Source organism: Mucilaginibacter sp. P5_A4 (assembly GCF_056400605.1).
Genome location: NZ_JBFUKX010000001.1, coordinates 48,249 through 66,144, shown reverse-complemented (window position 1 = coordinate 66,144; position 17,896 = coordinate 48,249). Strand labels below are relative to the sequence as shown.

10 protein-coding genes and 2 tRNA genes are annotated in these 17,896 nt (G+C 41.7%); 5 read left to right on the top strand and 7 right to left on the bottom strand.

The features are described from left to right. Window positions 1–51 precede the first annotated feature (51 nt). From AC1DQW_RS00270 to AC1DQW_RS00260, 3 genes are all read left to right on the top strand, one after another. On the top strand, window positions 52–288 hold the full coding sequence (locus AC1DQW_RS00270) for a phage integrase SAM-like domain-containing protein (RefSeq protein ID WP_477452300.1): 237 nt from the start codon (window positions 52–54) through the stop codon (window positions 286–288). Beyond that, window positions 285–443 carry a hypothetical protein gene (locus AC1DQW_RS00265; RefSeq protein WP_477452299.1) on the top strand — a complete coding sequence of 53 codons (159 nt, stop codon included), beginning with the start codon at window positions 285–287 and terminating at the stop codon, window positions 441–443. The genes AC1DQW_RS00270 and AC1DQW_RS00265 overlap by 4 nt, the downstream gene beginning before the upstream one ends. Before the next feature lie 309 nt (window positions 444–752). Continuing rightward, window positions 753–4,205, top strand: a complete 3,453-nt coding sequence (locus AC1DQW_RS00260; protein WP_477452298.1) for a T9SS type B sorting domain-containing protein — start codon at window positions 753–755, stop codon at window positions 4,203–4,205. Window positions 4,206–4,646: 441 nt separating this feature from the next. Here the strand turns inward: AC1DQW_RS00260 and AC1DQW_RS00255 are convergent. The 3 genes from AC1DQW_RS00255 to AC1DQW_RS00245 form a co-directional block, all read right to left on the bottom strand. Next, window positions 4,647–4,719, bottom strand: a tRNA-Met gene (locus tag AC1DQW_RS00255). Between the two features lie 396 nt (window positions 4,720–5,115). Beyond that, window positions 5,116–5,188: transfer RNA gene (locus tag AC1DQW_RS00250), tRNA-Leu, on the bottom strand. Beyond that, window positions 5,145–5,729, bottom strand: a complete 585-nt coding sequence (locus AC1DQW_RS00245; RefSeq protein WP_477452571.1) for a C40 family peptidase — start codon at window positions 5,727–5,729, stop codon at window positions 5,145–5,147. Before AC1DQW_RS00245 ends, AC1DQW_RS00250 begins: the two co-directional genes overlap by 44 nt. Window positions 5,730–6,147: 418 nt before the next feature. On the opposite strand from AC1DQW_RS00245, the gene AC1DQW_RS00240 reads away from it, so the two are divergent. Then, the gene (locus tag AC1DQW_RS00240; protein ID WP_477452297.1) at window positions 6,148–7,749 is read left to right on the top strand and encodes a DUF1593 domain-containing protein; all 1,602 of its coding nucleotides are present in this window, start codon (window positions 6,148–6,150) and stop codon (window positions 7,747–7,749) included. A 150-nt stretch (window positions 7,750–7,899) separates the two neighbouring features. Here AC1DQW_RS00240 and AC1DQW_RS00235 read toward each other — a convergent pair whose 3' ends face one another. Beyond that, window positions 7,900–11,586 carry an MBG domain-containing protein gene (locus AC1DQW_RS00235; RefSeq protein WP_477452296.1) on the bottom strand — a complete coding sequence of 1,229 codons (3,687 nt, stop codon included), beginning with the start codon at window positions 11,584–11,586 and terminating at the stop codon, window positions 7,900–7,902. Between the two features lie 255 nt (window positions 11,587–11,841). On the opposite strand from AC1DQW_RS00235, the gene AC1DQW_RS00230 reads away from it, so the two are divergent. After that, the gene (locus AC1DQW_RS00230) at window positions 11,842–15,513 is read left to right on the top strand and encodes an ABC transporter permease (RefSeq protein WP_477452295.1); all 3,672 of its coding nucleotides are present in this window, start codon (window positions 11,842–11,844) and stop codon (window positions 15,511–15,513) included. 305 nt (window positions 15,514–15,818) lie between these two features. Here the strand turns inward: AC1DQW_RS00230 and AC1DQW_RS00225 are convergent, their stop codons facing one another. From AC1DQW_RS00225 to AC1DQW_RS00215, 3 genes are all read right to left on the bottom strand, one after another. Beyond that, window positions 15,819–16,373, bottom strand: a complete 555-nt coding sequence (locus AC1DQW_RS00225) for a dihydrofolate reductase family protein (protein ID WP_477452294.1) — start codon at window positions 16,371–16,373, stop codon at window positions 15,819–15,821. Between the two features lie 206 nt (window positions 16,374–16,579). Beyond that, window positions 16,580–16,891 (bottom strand): hypothetical protein, encoded by a 312-nt coding sequence (locus AC1DQW_RS00220; protein ID WP_477452293.1) that lies wholly within the window; start codon window positions 16,889–16,891, stop codon window positions 16,580–16,582. A gap of 499 nt (window positions 16,892–17,390) precedes the next feature. After that, window positions 17,391–17,840: a thioredoxin family protein gene (locus tag AC1DQW_RS00215; RefSeq protein WP_477452292.1), complete on the bottom strand. Its 450-nt coding sequence runs from the start codon at window positions 17,838–17,840 to the stop codon at window positions 17,391–17,393. Window positions 17,841–17,896: the final 56 nt, after the last annotated feature.

The window sequence follows — 17,896 nt, the reverse complement described above, 5'->3', positions numbered from 1 at the left end:
AGTAGCAAAGACAGCCAGGTAACGTTTGCGCAGCTTATATCCTATCATAATGTGCAGGGCAAAACTTTGCTTGCAGTTGGAACGATGAGACATTATTTGGTGACCCAGCGGTATTTGATAAAGTTTTTTCAAATAAAATTTAATAAAAGTGGTATCAACTTAGCTGACTTGGACTATAAGTTCATCTCCGACTTCGAATTGTTTCTTTACAATCACAAACCAAAAGACCACCAAAAGCCAATGGACACCAATGGTGTTCTTAAGCATTTGGTCAGATTAAAAAAATGACAAACCTCGCCATGAAATTAAAATGGCTCAAAGGCGATCCTTTTCATGGATTTAAAATGACTCGTAAGCGTGTAGATAAAGATTTCTTAACGAAATGGGAAGTAATGCTGTGCATTGCCCGTCTGGTTCAACGTATCGCTGGTGTTCCGATTTAATAAACGCTGTGTGGTTTTGATATCTTATAGAAATATTATGGTGTACCAATGTAGTCAGTTATAATAAAGTCATGGAAAGCACTGGTAATGGAGAAGCCCAACCAATTTACGTTAACTGCACATGCAAATAGATAATGGCTTTACAAAGGACAGTATGGTATCAATATTCTATACAGTATTCTCTGTAGATTTATCCTGACAATTTATATTCCTGTACAAGTAAGTAGTTGAAGCCATAGTTTAAAAACTATAATATATAATTAGCAGTAAGCTAAATAAATGATATTTTAGCGGCCAGGTGCACCTATAATGCGTTATCACAAGACATTCTTACTTATCTTTCTATCTTTTTTAGCTTGCAATGCATTTGCTGATATTTTTACCATAACCAGTAATGCAGATTCTGGCCCTGGCACGTTACGGGACGCCTTAACTCAAGCTGCAGCAAATGGTACGGCAGTTAAAGATTACGTCAATTTTAATATTGCCGACCACAGCGTGACGGGACGGACGATAGTTATCCATGATGCGCTGCCAGACATTTCATCAAACTTAATAATAGATGGAACTACCCAGCCGGGTAACCCTTTTGGCGTATCGGCGGCTAAAGTTAGTATAGTAGTTTACTACACGGCTAACAAGAGTATGTATGGGCTAAGCATTTTTGGCCAGCATGACGTTGAACTGTACGGCTTAATGCTCGATAAAGATCCTGCATTTTTTGGTCTTAATGGTTCATTTACAACTGCTTTATTTATACAAAATTCGCAAAATATAACTATTGGTGCGCCAGGCAAAGGGAATGTAATTAAGAACTTTGACAGCAACTTAGGAGGCAATGACTTTTACAGGCCTACTCAGGCTACCGTATCAAGAAATGTTAAAATAAGCGCCAATTTTATTGGGATAAACGAGGATGGTACATCGATATGCGCCTTAGGAAGTAGCAGTGTGCAACTATCTGCTATTGAGGATTTTACATTTGGTGGAAATACCCCTGAAGAGGGCAACGTGTGCTACGGAACCTGCCTGTATGTTAAAGGTAACGATAATAATATGTTAAGTCTGGGTTATGTACTCATAAGTCAAAATATTTTTGGTTTGAATTATACAGGAACAGCCGCGTTGACAAACGGGTCTTCGGATACAAACGGTTTTTCTATATCTGATTTCACAGGCGGAGTTAAACAATGTAAAATAATAGATAACCTGACGTTGGGTGGCTTTCAACTACAGTTATCATGCTTCTTTTATATGCAAGGAAACAAGGTTGGCACCGATATTACCGGCAATACCATCATCCAGCATTCTTCATTGGGGGTTGTACTTGGTTATTGTAGCGGCGGCGGGTTAATTGGAGGAACCAATCCCGGCGATGGTAATATTTTTGCTGGTTGCGGTAAGGGTGGGATTTTTAACAGCCAATTCGGCACTATATACAATGTAGATTCGCGAGGTGTCGAGGTTGTGGGTAACAATATAGCATGTAATAATGGATTAATTCCTAACAACCTGCAGATATCTAATGACATAGGCTTTCCATTGGGAACGATAACAATAACTGATCGCTCAAATAATTCTGTTAATGGAACCGCTACGCCAAATTCCCGGGTGGATCTTTATTACAGCATTTTATGTAATTATTGCGAACCCCAGAAAATATTTGCGTCTGTAAATGCAGATGCATCGGGTAATTGGAGCTATAATGGCACTTTAAGTAATTATAGCATTTCTGCCGCGTCTACAATTAACGGTCAAACCAGTGCATTCACTGAACTAATGTTTACAAATCCAGCATCGGATGTAAAAATAACGATGGCTTGTGCAGGCAGCAACGGATCAATCACCGGCTTAAAGGCCAGTAACGCCTTAAGCTATCAATGGTACGATGCTAATGGAAAAGCAGTTGGCAATACAATTGATTTGATAAACATGCCGGCGGGTAAATATCATCTGGCAATCGGCAACGGATACTGCACAAATAGTTCGGCTGTTTATGAGATAATAGACTTATCCGCTCAAATAGATAATTCAAATCAAAAATTATCGCCTGCATCCTGCAATAGTAGCACCGGCTCGATAACGGGGCTTCGGGCTACATCTTATACCGCCGCGTCATGGGCAGATGAGTCTGGAACTGTGGTTGGGAATACGATCGATCTGTTAAATGTTAAAGCGGGCAATTACACAGTAACGTTAAACACAAGTGCAGGCTGTACGCAGTTTTATGGTCCGGTTACAATAATAAATTCCACCGGCCCTAACATCAATCAGTCGGCGATGGTGAGGCAACCTACATCCTGCGGACAATCAACCGGTGCTATAACAGGAATCATCGGCACGGGCTCGGGTACATTAAACTACGTTTGGAAAAATGCTGCAGGCACAAAAGTGGGCACTTCGGCCGATTTGTTGAACCAGCCTGCTGGGCAATACATTTTGGAAGTATCTGATAATACTACTTGCGGTCCGGTTTATTCTTCGTCTATTACTATCGCTGAAACCAACGGCATAACAATGGATGAATCGAATGTAAAAATCATCGTGGAGAGCTGCGGCCTGGCCAATGGTTCAGTAACCGGTATACAAGTTAGCGGTGCTACCCAATATCAATGGACAGATGCCTCGAACAAGGTAGTAAATAACACCTTTGATCTTACAGGTGTTGCACAAGGTGACTACTCGCTTACCGCAAGCAATAGTTACGGCTGTATCAAGAGGAGTAAAACCTATCACGTTGGCCAGCAGATGTTAACAACCTACCCGAAATATAACAGTTTAATAATCGGTGCCTGTTACGGACAGGCAAATGGCTCAATTGTTATAACCGCAGATGCGTTGGTTATTTCAGCACGCTGGGTTTACCAAGGAATTACAGTTGGAAGCGGTTTAAGCATCAGCAACCTAACTTCCGGCAAGTATCAGCTATACTTAACCGACGCAAATGGCTGCGAACAGCTTTACGACAGTTACGCGGTAGGTGCAGGTATACCATTGCAATTTACACCGGGAGGGGCACAAATTAATAATGATGGGTGCTCATTAAAAACAGGAAGTGTAACCAATATTCAGGTGACCGGCGGGTATGGACCATATAGCTATACCTGGAAAGACGTAACAGGAAAAACTGTTGGCTCATCCGTCGATTTGATTAATATCGGCGCGGGGGTGTACACCGTAAATATTACCGATTCACGCTCCTGCGCTATATTAACCGATACCTACATAGTTCAAAACCAGGACAATGTAATTATACCACCTGTTATAAACCATGTGCAGATATGCAGCCCGGGAGATGCGCTCATTCTGGTAAGCAATCCGTTATCATCCCTAACCTATAAACTATACGCTTCTGCAAACGCAATCAGCCCTGTTAGTACAGCAACTGATGGCCGTTTCTCTGTTAATGCAAAAGTAAAGACAGTTTATTACATCAGTCAGCTATCAGGCAGTTGCGAAAGCAGCCGTACGCCAGTTACAGTTTCGGTAGGTATCAGTGCAGCGGATATCCCGAATACCATCACACCCAATGCTGACGGTATAAACGATTATTGGAAAATATCCGGAATTGAAAATTATCCGCAGGCGATGGTCCATATTTATAATCGCTACGGTAAACAGCTTTACGAATCGCGTGGATATGCTACACCGTTCAACGGCACCTATAACGGCAACCCTTTACCATACGGAGTTTACTATTATTTAATAGTACTGAGCAACAGTTGTAATTTGCTCAGCGGCAGTTTGACCATTGTGAGATAGGCTTCTGAGCAATTATCCCCTAACCATAAACCCAATTTAATCAGCTGCAAATTACTTTATAAACTTTGGCGGTTTTCATGTTAAACTACTCATCAGCTTTAAACTAACGAAATTTTATTTTTATTGAAAACTGCCCTCAGGGCATAAAAAAAGCCCTTTTACTAATGTAAAAAGGCTTTTTAGAAAAGGGGCAGTTACACCCACAAAAACCTGGTAAATCTACCAGGTTTTTCTTGTTTAAGGCCTTTTCCTCGGTTGTATATTACCTATTCCCGCCAGCCTGGTTATAATGGATCAATCAGAATTTTTGTGAGGAATAAAAAAAGTCTTTGTTTTTTTTGCATTAGAATAACAATACAAATATCATTCAAGATCAGGCCAGCAAGCTATTGGCAGTAAAATAAAAAAGCCTCTCAGATTTCTCTAAGAGGCTTTCAAAGGTAGCGGGAGCAGGACTCGAACCTACGACCTTCGGGTTATGAGCCCGACGAGCTACCAACTGCTCCATCCCGCACTGTTTGTTGGGCTGCAAATGTATGATAAGTTTTGGCATTACAGTGTAAAATAATCGAAAATCTACTTTCTATGGCGATCTTATTTAATCAGTGGAAGCCTTTTGTTTTAAAATAAACTGTGTGATTACCCTACGAAATGAATCGCCGGTTTCTACGTATCCAAATTTACAAAAAGCCAATGTCACATTAACAGCGTAATGTTAAATATTGCTTGGTCAAAAATCATCAGATCCTGCGGGTTAGGATACAATGCCCCCCAACATTAAGCACACCACACTGCCCGGGATTCAGTGATTTGAGAAATTAATATTCTGCAAAGTCCGGCCTGTATGAGCGTTGTATGTTCTGAAATAAGAAAGGCATTTGCTTTTTATCGTAATGCCTTATTATCAAGATAGCGAGGAGCAGGATCGAACTGCCGACCTCAGGGTTTTGAACCCCACGAGCGATCAATCGCTCCATCTATCCCCTGCGAATCATCTTTCGAATCAATAAAACTATCGTTATTGCCTGTAAATAATCGGATAGTTTTCATATATCTGCCCATATAATAATCATCTAAAGGTGTTTCTGTAACCCCGTTTGCCTTGCCCGATGTAGAATGTACAAACATTATCGGCTCTCCCGGCAATGATACAATTATACCAATATGCCCAGCCCTTCTTCTGCTTTTTGTACCGGTGAACAATATCAGGTCTCCCGGTTTCGCTTCGTTCAGGTCTACCCGGCTGTTAACACCCACAAAATCCGAAGAACTCCTGGGGATGGTTATTCCAAAATGATGAAATACGTAATTAACAAACCCTGAGCAATCAAACCCTTTTTCGGGATTGGTGGAGCCAAACCGATATCTTATACCTTTGAGCGATTTAGCAAAAGTCACTAATTCATCAGGCGTTGTGCATGCTGTTGAAATTGCGGTATCTATGTTTGCTGATCTGTAATGTACGCGGGAGTGCTTATGCGTTTTAAGAATTTTAACCGTTTTATGATGCTTAGCGGCGATCATTAAATCGGGTTTCTCCGGTTTAAAAAATGATAGCAAAGCCAAAAAAAGGACCTGAAAGCCAACATGAAGATGCATATGGTAATAATAGGAAGAAAATTTCGGCTCTTGTTATTCAAAAACAAAAAAGCCTCAAATAGCTTTAGCCCCTTCTGTTCCCTTATGCTGCTTTTAAGTTTTTGTATTAATCCCGGATTTTTCCGCACCTGGCTGCTCACCGATGAATCAACAAAAATCTCGTTGTCCTCAATATGCTGTCGGAATTGATACGGTTAATTTAATTTGTGTAGATTCAGATGCGCGTTTAAAAGAAATGAAAAACCGGGAAACAATTAGTTTAACAGCAATTCATCCTTGTATTAGGCCTAACCAACTAAGCTATTGCTGRCATAAACAATTATACATCTAAAACAGAACGTCGATGAAATCAAATGTACAAAGGTTACAGGTAAATGTTGGTCTTCCGGCAATGATATTGTTGATTATTTGCCTTTTGGCAAATGCCGTAAAGGCACAATCTCCTAACAAAGAAGCACGACCACGCATTGTGATTACTGCAGATCCCGAACTTGATGATAATAATTCACTTATACGTTTTTTACTGTATAGCTCTGATCTGGATGTGGAAGGTCTTATTTATGCGAGCAGTGGCTACCATTGGAGAGGAGATGGAAAAGGAACTAAGTGGTATGTTCCCGGACGGGAATATACACGTTTCGGTTTGGATACCTGTCCATGTGAAACGTGGCGTTGGGCTAAGCATGAACGCTTTATTGATGACGCTGTTGAAGCTTATGAAAAAGTATATCCCAACCTCAAAATACATAACCCCAACTACCCCTTGCCTAATTTGCTGAAGTCGAAAATCCGGTACGGAAATATTGAATTCGATGGCGATATCTCAAAAAATTCAGCTGGCTCTGATCTGATTAAATCGCTGATGCTGGATAATAAACCGGGACAATTGTATATTACCGCATGGGGAGGTCAAAGTACGATAGCCCGGGCACTTAAATCAATCCAGGAGGAATACAAGTATACAACCCAGTGGGAAGCAATTAAAAAAAAGGTATCAACTAAAGTTGTTTTGCTTCCATCTGGCGACCAGGATGATACGTATGCTAAATATATCAAACCTAATTGGCCCGATATTGACTACCGGGAATTCAGCGGGGGGCCTAATTATGGTTATGGTGCACAGTTAGGTGCAAAATCAGCCGATTCGACTTATCTTACTTCAGCATGGATGAAAGAAAATGTATCCGGCCGTGGGCTTTTAGGAGCGCTATACCGTGTATGGGGCGATGGAAAACAAATGGTAAAAGGCGACCGTTTGGATTATTTCGGACTATCGGGTTACACCGATGACCAATTACGGCACATAGGCTATATTGTATGGTTGCCTGTTCAAAAGAAAGGCTCGTGGCTTGGTGAAGGCGATAACCCAACATTTATGAATATGCTGGGTAATGGACTGCGGGCCTATGAAAAGGGCTTTTACGGAGGATGGGGCGGCCGTCGGTTAAGTGAACATCAACCCAACATTTCCTTTTTAACGGTAGGCGACACATCTCAACAGGCCATGGTTTCTACGCTCAGTTCGTTGAATAATCAATCCGATAAAAGCGCAAATGCCTATCCCGATTTCTTTCCCGCAGCCCAGCGGGATTTCGCAGCCCGTCTTAAATGGTCAGTAACACCAAAATACGCCGGCGCAAATCATGCACCAATTGTAAGTATTGAAGGGCCTTTAAACATTTTAGCATCTCCGGGAGAAACAATAAGGTTAAACGGAACCGTTTCAGAACCGGATAGAAACAATTTCTCCATTAAATGGTGGCAATTCCAGTTTGGAACATATCCTGGCAAAATCAATATTTCGAATGCGAATACTAAACAGGTAAAAGTGCTTATTCCGAAGGACGCTGTCTCGGGACAAACGATTCACATTATTTTTGAGGTAACAGATAATGGGTCCCCATCACTTACAGCGTATCAGAGAATAATTATCACCATAAAATAATATTGTTGCACTATTTGTCCTAACAAATAACACGCCCAAACTGTAAAAAAGTTCGGATTCAGGTAACGGGAACGCGACTAAAGTTGAATCGCTGGTTAGCTGATTTTACCACATCGGCCAATTTTATCTTACCTCAAAAAATTAGTGAAACTATTTTAAAATAGCCACATAGCCAGAAAGCTTTGTTGGGGAGCCATCGTTCAGACTGATGATATAGTAATAGGTGCCGAAAGGTAGCGACTGACTGTTGTATGTACCATCCCAGGCCAGGCTATAGCCGCGGGAATGATACAGGTGTTGCCCATATCGGTTGTAAATTTCCACAGTGCAACCGGGGTAATATTGCAGGTCTTTAATAACCCACAAATCATTAATACCATCGCTGTTGGGAGTAAAAGTATTAGGTATTATGATACTTTCCGGAGCCAAGTAAATAGTTAACGTACCTGCTACATAGCTGATGGCATAATTCGGAGAAAGCGCTCCGCTCACCACAATCGGATATTGCCCCCTTGGCGAGCTGAGTATAGCACTGGTTGAAACTATGGGTAATAGGGTAAGCTGTGACGGGCTTTCATTATTAACAAAGCCCGTGTAAGTAACTGTAAGTATTGGGTTGGGTGTGGCAAAAGCCCTGGACAGATTGTTGGCCGTGACGGTGAGCAATGCCTGATTAACAGTGATGCCGGCAGGGATGTAAGTAATATTATAATTACTGCTATTAAAACTACCGCCGGTAGCAGCAGATGGAACTAAGGATGCATTATAAACTCCTACAGGGTCGCTCACGGCCGAACCATAACCATATGTTAATATAACAGACCCTACAGTTTCGCCGTTTTGCAAGCCGGTTGTTGTGAACCCGGTCGATCCGACACCCCCCGCAAGTATAGTTCCATAAGTTTTAGTTGCTGGTTTGGCGGCAACAGTAAGCGGCGCCGGTGTAACGGTACCTGCAAGAGGTATATTAACGTTGCCGGCACCGGCGCCGCTCAATGCCAAATTATCAGTATAACTGCCTGCTGGTGCAATTGCGGCCAGCCTGATATAAATTATTGTTGCAGCTACTGTACCAACAGCATCGGGCTTAAGCATAATAGTATTACTAAAGTTGTTGTTGTCGGTACTGATCTCAAATCCTGCAGGCGGGCTTATACTGATACCGGAGGTGAGGTTTGTGCCCGAAACCGGGATACTTGTAACTGAAGATGGTGTGCCATAAATTGTTTGAAGCGCAATTGGCAGCCCTGTATAGGTAATTGCCGGTGGCGGAGGGGCATTGACATTAAGGTTAGCTGGTTGGTAAGTGATATCATAATTACCAGGCGAAAAAGTGCCCCCGGTAGCAGCGGATGGAACAACAGAACCTCTGTACAAACCCGGTGGGGATAATGCAGATGCTCCCGTTCCATAGCTTATCCTAACATTGCCTATCGTTTCATTATTCTGCAAACCAGTTACGGTAAAATTGGTTGAAGCCGGCTCGCCTGCCAATGCGGTACCATATGGTTTGTTTACGTTGCTAACGGTGATGGTGATGGGAGCCGGCAGCACAACCAGGTCAAACGGAAAATAATTGATAATGTAGTTACCCGGCAGGAAACCATTGTCGCCCTCAAAGTCAGACAATGTTACTGAACTTAAATACGTAGCTACCCGGTCTGTGGCATCAGCGCCGCTGTCAAAAGCAAATTTAATAGATTTAAAAGTATTGCCGTTTCGCAAACCGGCTAAATTAAAAGTGAAGTTGGGTGTATTATAGTAGAGTGTAAAATCATTAAGTACATCGCCATATATTTTACTATATGTGCCAATAACATTCATGATAGCAGGCGATACTGTACTATTAGGCATACTTACGTTTACACTTGCAGCGCCATTACTTCTCAATACAATATTGCCGATATATGTACCAACATTGGTTGCTGCTGCCAACCGGATATAAACGGTAGTGGGCCCGGTTATATTTGCGCCGCCAACCGTAATTATACTGCTAAAGTTCACATTATCTGTACTCACCTCAAAACCGGGCGGCGGCGTAACAGTAATACCCGTTGCAAGGTTAGCACCCGATACCGTAAAACTTGCGGAAGCAGACGGAATACCATAAGAGGTATTAACAGAATTAGGGGTACCTGATTCTGTAATGGTAGGTACGGCTGGTGTAACTGTAATGGTAAATGTTATCGGTGTACCGGGGCAGCCACTACCGGTCGTGATGGATTGTGCAGTGATCAGGGGATTTAAACCAACTGGTATATCGGTAATAAATGTGTTGGTAGCAGTATTGATAACGTGAATAACATTGGAGCCATCATCTGTAATGTATAAACGACTGCCATCAGGGCTTATTACCGGGTTATCCAGTTGGCCGCTTAAGGGTATGGTTTTGATAACTGCGTTACTGGCAGTACTAATTATGCTTAAGGATTGTGATATCCGGTTAGTGTTATATAGTAATTGTCCGTCAGCCGATAACGTGCAACCACCGCTGTAGTCACCAGTAGGAATGGTGGCAATTACGCTGTTGGTGGCCGTACCGATAACTGAAATATTATTGGAAAGCATGTTTGGCACATATACGCGGCTGCCATCTGCGTTGATAACCGGCTGAAGCGGAAAGCCGCCTAAAGGGATAACAGCTACTACTTGGTTATTTGAGGTGTTGATTACGCTCATACTGTTACGTCCGTGGTCTGTAATGTATACCCGGCTACCATCCGGACTGATAGCAATACCACTGGGAGCACTGGTTGCGGCAATGGTAGTAATTACGGTATTGTTAGCCGTATTAATAACATAGGTAGCGCCCGAACCACTGATTCCGTAGGTTGCTACATATAAACGGCTTCCGTCGGGGCTTACAACCAGCATTTGTGGTAATATGCCAATAGGGATGGTTGCAGTTACCGCATGTGTAACCGTATTTATAACGACAACACCGGCTCCGCCTACCTGTAACACATACAACATACTCCCATCGGGGCTGGTGGTCATAAACTCTGGATTGTCTCCAACTGCAATTTTGGTTATGATGTTTCCGGTTAAGGCGTCTAAAACAGTAATTTCATTCTGATAAAAACTACTCACATAAACTTCGCGCTGATTGGGGCTTACTAAGGTAACATAAGGCCCGTTGCCAACAGGTATGGTAGCTACAACGGTGTTATTGCCGGTATTAACCATTGAAACAGAACTACTATTGCCGTTGCCGGTAAAAATAAACCCTGCGGGTGCCGGCGTAACCGTAAAAGTTGCCATTATGGGTGTGGCACCAGTATTGACGGCGGTAAAAGAAGGGATATTGCCCGAACCGCTGGCGGCAATGCCGATATTGGGGTTACTGTTGGTCCATCGATAGGCAGGGGCGGTACCGGCAAAATTAACCGGATCCGTTAAGTTGCCGCTAATTACAATCTGGTTGGCTACCGCGCTAACCACAGGCAGCGCTTTTATAGTAGCGCTTACCTGTACATTGGTGATGTTTGCACCGGCCGACGAAAACCTCACATTACCCGAGGGGTTGCCAACCGGCGCCGTAGCTGCAGAGCGTACATAAACAGTAGCGCCGCTTTTGGGCATTGTAATAGTATTGGCGTAGGGACCTGCGGCCGTTAATGATAGTTCAAAGTTTGCTGGTGCTGTTGCCGTTATATTTGATGATAAACCACTTCCGGTTACAACAATTTGTTGAAGATTTGGGCTTGCAGAAACCGAGCCCGAACAACCGGCAATTGTGCCTATTGCAGTTCCTGCTGTTATAACTTGCCCATGTAACTTCAGTCCGGTTAAGCAAAACAGACAAATAAAACCCAGTATCAATAACTTATTGTGCATAGTTTAGGCCAGTATTTTTAAGCCACAAAGATAATAGTTTTATATTTTTCATTATCGTAAGATTTTTAATTGAATTTAACGCCATTTTTCCCGAGAATGAGAGAAAAACAAGAAGATTAGGAGATCCAATGTGCTATTTCAAAACCGAACATACTTCGTCCGTTTTTGGTACATCATCCATCTCAGCTTTTCCGTTAATATTCTAACTATTAGCATCTTATTGGTTTGGAACAGCGATTGAGGCAATTAATTTACTTGAAACCATATACATTCCATATTACCCTTTATGACGTTGCGTTGCTTGGAACGATTTTTATCGGCCTCACTTTCATCCTGCTTTTATGGTTCACCAGGAAAGTAAATCGCTCAGCAAACCGGTTTTTGGCAATAGCACTGGCTATTGTTGTTTTGTGGATAACCCGGATATTGGCGATTGACATTCGGCTGGCAGACTATGTTCCTTTTTGGAGCCGGTTGCCGCTACAATTTTCACTGGCATTTGGCCCCCTCATCTTCTTTTATGTGCTTAAAATAACTCAGCCGGATTATAAATTCCGGCGCAAGGATCTGTTGCATTTCAGCCCCTTATTATTGGAACTAAGCGCTTACCTCTTACAGACCCTCGAAAGTATAAAAACAGGCGCATCGACATACGATACGCTGACATTTCAGCAATTGAACCCTGTATTACAGCTATTGGCATTCATTTCGGTAATTATCTACCTATACCGATGTTACACACTAATTGAAAATTTTTACCAGCAACTGAAATTTAATGGAGGCGACCGGTACCGTCACGAGCTGCAGTGGCTGCGTAACTTACTCACAGGTTTCGGGCTGTTATGGCTGTTGTGGATACCCTTTATAGCTGTAGACTATTTTCATTACAATTACCAATTAGGCATACAGGCTTACTATCCCTTATATCTCCTTTTAGCGTCAATGATGATCTGGATGGCGACGAGGGCCTTTTTAAGGCCTGAAATCGGCGCGCCTTCAGATACAGCATCGTTTTTTAAACCATTACTACCCGCAGAGCTGAAGCAAAAAAGTATTTGGCTGAAAAAAGTCGTCAAAGAAAACCGCTATTACCGGGACCCGGAATTAGGCCTGAGTTCACTTGCTGAAAAGCTTGACCTGCATACCCATGAATTATCCAGGATAATCAATACAGTGCTCAAAAAAAGCTTCAATGATTTTATCAATGAATATCGCGTTGCAGACGTTGTTCAGAAAATGCAGAACCCGGCTTATGACCATATCACCCTGCTGGGTATTGCATTTGAATCGGGCTTCAATTCTAAAACTACTTTTAACCGTACTTTCAAACAAATAACCGGGAAAAGCCCGGCGGAATATAAGAACGAACTGAAAAAAGAGAGCCCATCTTATAATTTGGGGCGCTATCCCCGGTTTGCGGAGGTAATTTCGTTCCATGAAACCACTCCCGGGTGGTCTCCTGAGAAATTAAACCGCAATTATATGTTTAAAAACTATTTGAAAATAGCCTGGCGCAACCTGGTGCGCAATAAAAGTTATACCGCTATTAATATTACCGGCCTGGCTGTTGGTATTGCCGTTTGTATGGTGATCTTTATCATTATACAATTTCAAACAAGCTTCGATACTTTTCACGCAATGAAAGATCGCACCTATCGTGTGCTGACCGAATTTCATTACGCAGAAGGAGGAAATATTTCTTACAAAACAGCCGTCCCTTTCCCAATGCCCTTAGGCCTGAAAACGTCTTTTCCTCAAATAGAACAGGTAGCTCCGATCTTTGCCAGCCACGATGATCAGTTGCTGATCGTTGATAACAATGGAAATACGGAAAAAAATTTCAAGGAGCAGCAGGGTGTATTTTACATGGCCCCTTCGTTCTTTAAAATATTCGATTTCCCGCTGTTGGCGGGTTCTTATGAATCATTAAAAGATCCTAACAACATATTGCTTACCAAAGAAACCGCTGAAAAATATTTCGGCGACTGGAAAAAAGCAATAGGCAGAACCATTAAACTGCAAATGGGCGGCTATATGTTCGAACACGGCGTCGACGTATTAAAAGTTTCAGGCATTTTGGCCACCATACCGGCAAATTCAGATTTTCAGCTAAAGGTTGTTGTGGCCTATGGAACGGGTTTTACCGGGGATTATTTGGCAAAATCCACCGATTGGGACGGAAATGTAGCCGGTTTTGGTTGCTATATTTTGCTGCCGCCAAACACTTCTGCCGACAATTTCAACCTGCAATTAAGAGCTTACTCCCACAAGGTAGAATCGCCGGGCAATACCGACATGCATTTTATCCAGCCGTTAGGTGCGGTACATTATGATACGCAAGTGGGTAATTACAGCAACAAAACAATCAGCCATCAACTGCTCAATGTATTGTGGTTGATTGCGGCATTTATCCTGTTAATTGCCTGCGTAAACTTTATCAACCTCGCCACCGCGCAAGCTGTTAATCGTGCAAAGGAGGTTGGCGTACGTAAAGTTTTGGGAAGTAATAAATCTCAATTGCAAATCCAATTTATCGTTGAAACATTTTTGATAGTTACAAGTGCTGTAATACTTGCAGCGGTTATTACAATTCTAGCATTGCCTTATGTAAGTCGACTTTTAGAACTTTCGCTTTCATTCAACATACTCAACAATCCTGTAATTATTTTATTTCTTTTAACTGTAACCATTGTTGTAACTGCACTCGCCGGTTTTTATCCTGCTATTGTTTTATCTGGTTTCAATCCTGTTAATGCTTTAAAGGGTAAACTCACTTCAAATACTGCAAACGGAATTTCATTAAGAAGAGGGTTGGTGGTGTTTCAATTCATTATTGCACAGGCGCTCATTATCGGAACGCTCATCATTGTAAAGCAAATGGATTATTTTATGAACCAGCCGTTGGGCTTTGATAAAGACGCCATCATCAATGTTCCCTTCCGTGTGGATAGTCTTCGTCTCAGTAAGCTGGGTTATTTAAAGAAAGAGTTATTGTCTATAAACGGCGTACAGGCGGTTACTTATAGTTCCAACACCCCGGTTGAAAATGGCACAGATCTGTGGAGCATTATCAAATATAATCGTGCAGTAAAACAAACAGACTTCCAGGTTATTACCAAGTTCGCCGACAACGAATACGTGTCCGTTTACAAATTGCCGCTTATAGCCGGCAGAAATGTGAACCCGTCTGATACCACGGGAGAATTTCTGGTAAACGAGTCTTTGGTGAAAACTTTGGGACTGAAAAAACCAGAGGACATATTGAACAAGCCTATGACCACCTGGCATGATCAGATCAAAGGAACTGTTGTTGGCGTATTAAAAGATTTCCATGACCGGTCTTTCCGCAATGACCTTGCACCATTGCTGATCACCACCGACATTGCCATGTACAACCAGGTCGGGATAAAGCTGGCAACTAAAAATATTTCTTCTACCATGCAATCGGTAAAAAAAGTATTTGATAAAACATTTCCCGATTTTGTTTATGAATACAAATTCCTCGATGAAAAAATTGGGAGTTTTTACAAACAGGAAAACCAGTTATCTCAGCTGTATAAAATCTTTGCAGCAATCGCCATATTCCTTAGCTGTCTGGGGTTGTATGGTTTAGCCTCATTCATGGCAGTGCAGCGAATAAAAGAAGTTGGTATCCGTAAAGTACTTGGTGCCACGGCAGGCAACATCGTTTATTTGTTTTCAAAAGAATTTATTATACTCATCGCAATTGCCTTTGCAATTGCTGCACCCATTGCATGGTATTACATGCACCAATGGCTGCAAGCTTATGTTTATCGCATCAACATTAGTTGGTGGTTATTTGCGGCTGGCGGCCTTGCTTCAATAATTATTGCACTTGCAACCATAAGTTTCCAGGCAATAAAAGCAGCAATAGCAAACCCGGTGAAGAGTTTGAGAAGTGAATAATTCAGGCTCACAAAGAACTTAGATCCATAAACGTGCGATCTGAGGTTTAGTTGAAACACAAGTGACGTCAAGATTGAAATGACGTTAGCCTTTAGTCGAAAGTCTTAAGTTCGAAGTCAAAAAAGAGCAAATCCGGCTTATAACTTACAACTCAGTACTGTTGGCTTAACACTGGTGGTGCGTTCCGGGGTGAGATACGGAACGCATTTTTTATATCCGGTGTTGGTCTGGATATGTTGCACTGCCAGGTATAAATATTCCACGAACTACTGTGATCACGAAGGTCTGTCGTTTTAACTATGCACTCATTTTTTTGCCGACTCATAATAAAGAGTTATTGCACCGCAACCAAATGTTTTTGTTTTTAAGAGTTTAAGATCGACTCTATCTTTCACGTTTTTAAATAATGGCAAGCCGCTTCCTAAAACAGTTGGCTGAACGCTAAGCTGGTATTCATCAATTAAGTCGAGTTGCATTAAGCCTGCTATTAAACTTGGGCTGCCAACTAAAATGTTTTTACCCGCTTGTTGCTTGAGCTCTAAAATCTCTTCTTTAATTACTTCCTTTTTCAATTTTGTATTTTTCCAATCAACATTTTTCAGTGTGCGGGAAAAAACAATCTTTGAAATATTGTCTATTAATACTGCAAAATCATCCATTGGTTTGTTACCGGTAGGTTTTTTTACAACAGATGGCCAATAACTTTCCATAAGTTGATAGGTAATCCGTCCGTATAAGAGGGTGCCTGCGTTGCTTAATAGCTCATTATAATGCTGATGTATTTCGTCATCTGCAATCATTGTCGTGTGGTCGCAAAACCCGTCAAGTGTCGTATTGATTGCTGCAATTAGTTTTCTCATGGTTATTTAAACTTGTAGAAATTTTGCTTAACCTTATTGATAAGGAGGGTAACCGGGCTCGAACCCAAAATATGCTTTTACTCTCCTTGAAGGATAAACTTTATGTTGATTCTTGCCAGGATATCAATAAACGCATCCGTCAGCATACCGCCAATCACGCTGAACCTACCATTAAAACAAGCGATCGCAAGGCTGCTGTAAGGGTTTCACATGGCTATATTTTCATCGGGGCGGGGGTCCTCCGGGAGTATTTCCATCTCAGGATCATCTATATAGTCGGCGTACCATTGAATAGCCCCTACAAGGTCAAGTGCGTCATCGGCAGCGATATCTATGGTTTCAAAGGCGTATAGCTTGCTATTGGCATAGCCATATAGCTGGATCTCATTGGCATCCGGACTAAACCCTTCTTCATCAAGACAAAAGACCCTAACCTTCAAACGGGTGTCCCTGGAATGGATGATATCCCGACAAGGACTTTTAGGATCGGTTGCCAATAAGTAAACATTATAATCCATATAAGCAGTAACAATGTTTGTGGTTTATGGTTTCTGGAATGTTTATTTAAGTTGGCAAATTTTACCCACAAACGTATGCCCCGCATTATTGAGAATACTCAACTACAAATCAACCTGTTGTGCAATTTCTCCCCAAAAGCCGGGGAAGAGTTTCCACAAATAAATTATGGCAGATATATAAATGTGGCTTTTCATGCATTTTAACTCTTATTTAATAATTGGCATCTCATTTGAATATAACTTAATACCCTTCTCAAAAGGGTTGTTTTTCATAGGTAGATGTAGGGCCGTAAAACTGCGAGAGTTTTCCGGCCTTTTTTTATTTCAGTCTTCTTTAGTTTACTGCGCTTTCTTTCCAAAAAGCGCCGGCAAAGGATTACTATTAGTTGCTACAATTGCATTTGACCCCATTAAGTGTGCCCAAGAGGCGCATTATTGCCCACGCCTTTATCATTGCATAATAAAGATTGCGGCTTTTGAGTTTGTTTAAACCAGACTATTATTTATTAAGGGCTTTTACACCAAATTTTATCAGGTCATCGGCCTTAATAAAGCCAACTGTACCGTAAACCGGGTTTCCTTTTGCATCAAAAATAATGAGTGTGGGGTAAGCCCGCAAGCCCCATTGTACAGCCAGTTGCGGTCCATCTCCTTTTTCCATATCAATGGCGACATTCACAAAATTGCTGTTATAAAACTCGGCCACTTTATTGTTTTTAAAGGTAGTTGCCTTAAGCATTTTACACGGGCCGCACCAACTGGCATAGGCATCCACAAAAATATATTTGTTTTTGGCAGCAGCCTGCTTTAAAGCCTGGCTCCATGAATTTTCAATAAAATTGATCTGGGTTGATGTATTTACAGCCTGGGCCTTACCCTTTAACGGATAAAAAAAAGGAGGTAATAAAGCAAAAATAACAAGATAACTAAGTTTGCGCAGGTATTTCATAATTAATTTAGCTTATATGTAGCAGCAATAAAAATAGCACATATAAACTAATTAAT

Excerpts from the sequence above, each read along its gene's own strand:
- AC1DQW_RS00240 (WP_477452297.1), top strand. The coding sequence starts at position 6,148 with ATGAAATCAAATGTACAAAGGTTACAGGTAAATGTTGGTCTTCCGGCA.
- AC1DQW_RS00260 (WP_477452298.1), top strand. The coding sequence starts at position 753 with ATGCGTTATCACAAGACATTCTTACTTATCTTTCTATCTTTTTTAGCT.
- AC1DQW_RS00215 (WP_477452292.1), bottom strand. The coding sequence starts at position 17,840 with ATGAAATACCTGCGCAAACTTAGTTATCTTGTTATTTTTGCTTTATTA.
- AC1DQW_RS00245 (WP_477452571.1), bottom strand. The coding sequence starts at position 5,729 with ATGATCGCCGCTAAGCATCATAAAACGGTTAAAATTCTTAAAACGCAT.
- AC1DQW_RS00235 (WP_477452296.1), bottom strand. The coding sequence starts at position 11,586 with ATGCACAATAAGTTATTGATACTGGGTTTTATTTGTCTGTTTTGCTTA.
- AC1DQW_RS00225 (WP_477452294.1), bottom strand. The coding sequence starts at position 16,373 with ATGAGAAAACTAATTGCAGCAATCAATACGACACTTGACGGGTTTTGC.
- AC1DQW_RS00265 (WP_477452299.1), top strand. The coding sequence starts at position 285 with ATGACAAACCTCGCCATGAAATTAAAATGGCTCAAAGGCGATCCTTTT.
- AC1DQW_RS00220 (WP_477452293.1), bottom strand. The coding sequence starts at position 16,891 with ATGGATTATAATGTTTACTTATTGGCAACCGATCCTAAAAGTCCTTGT.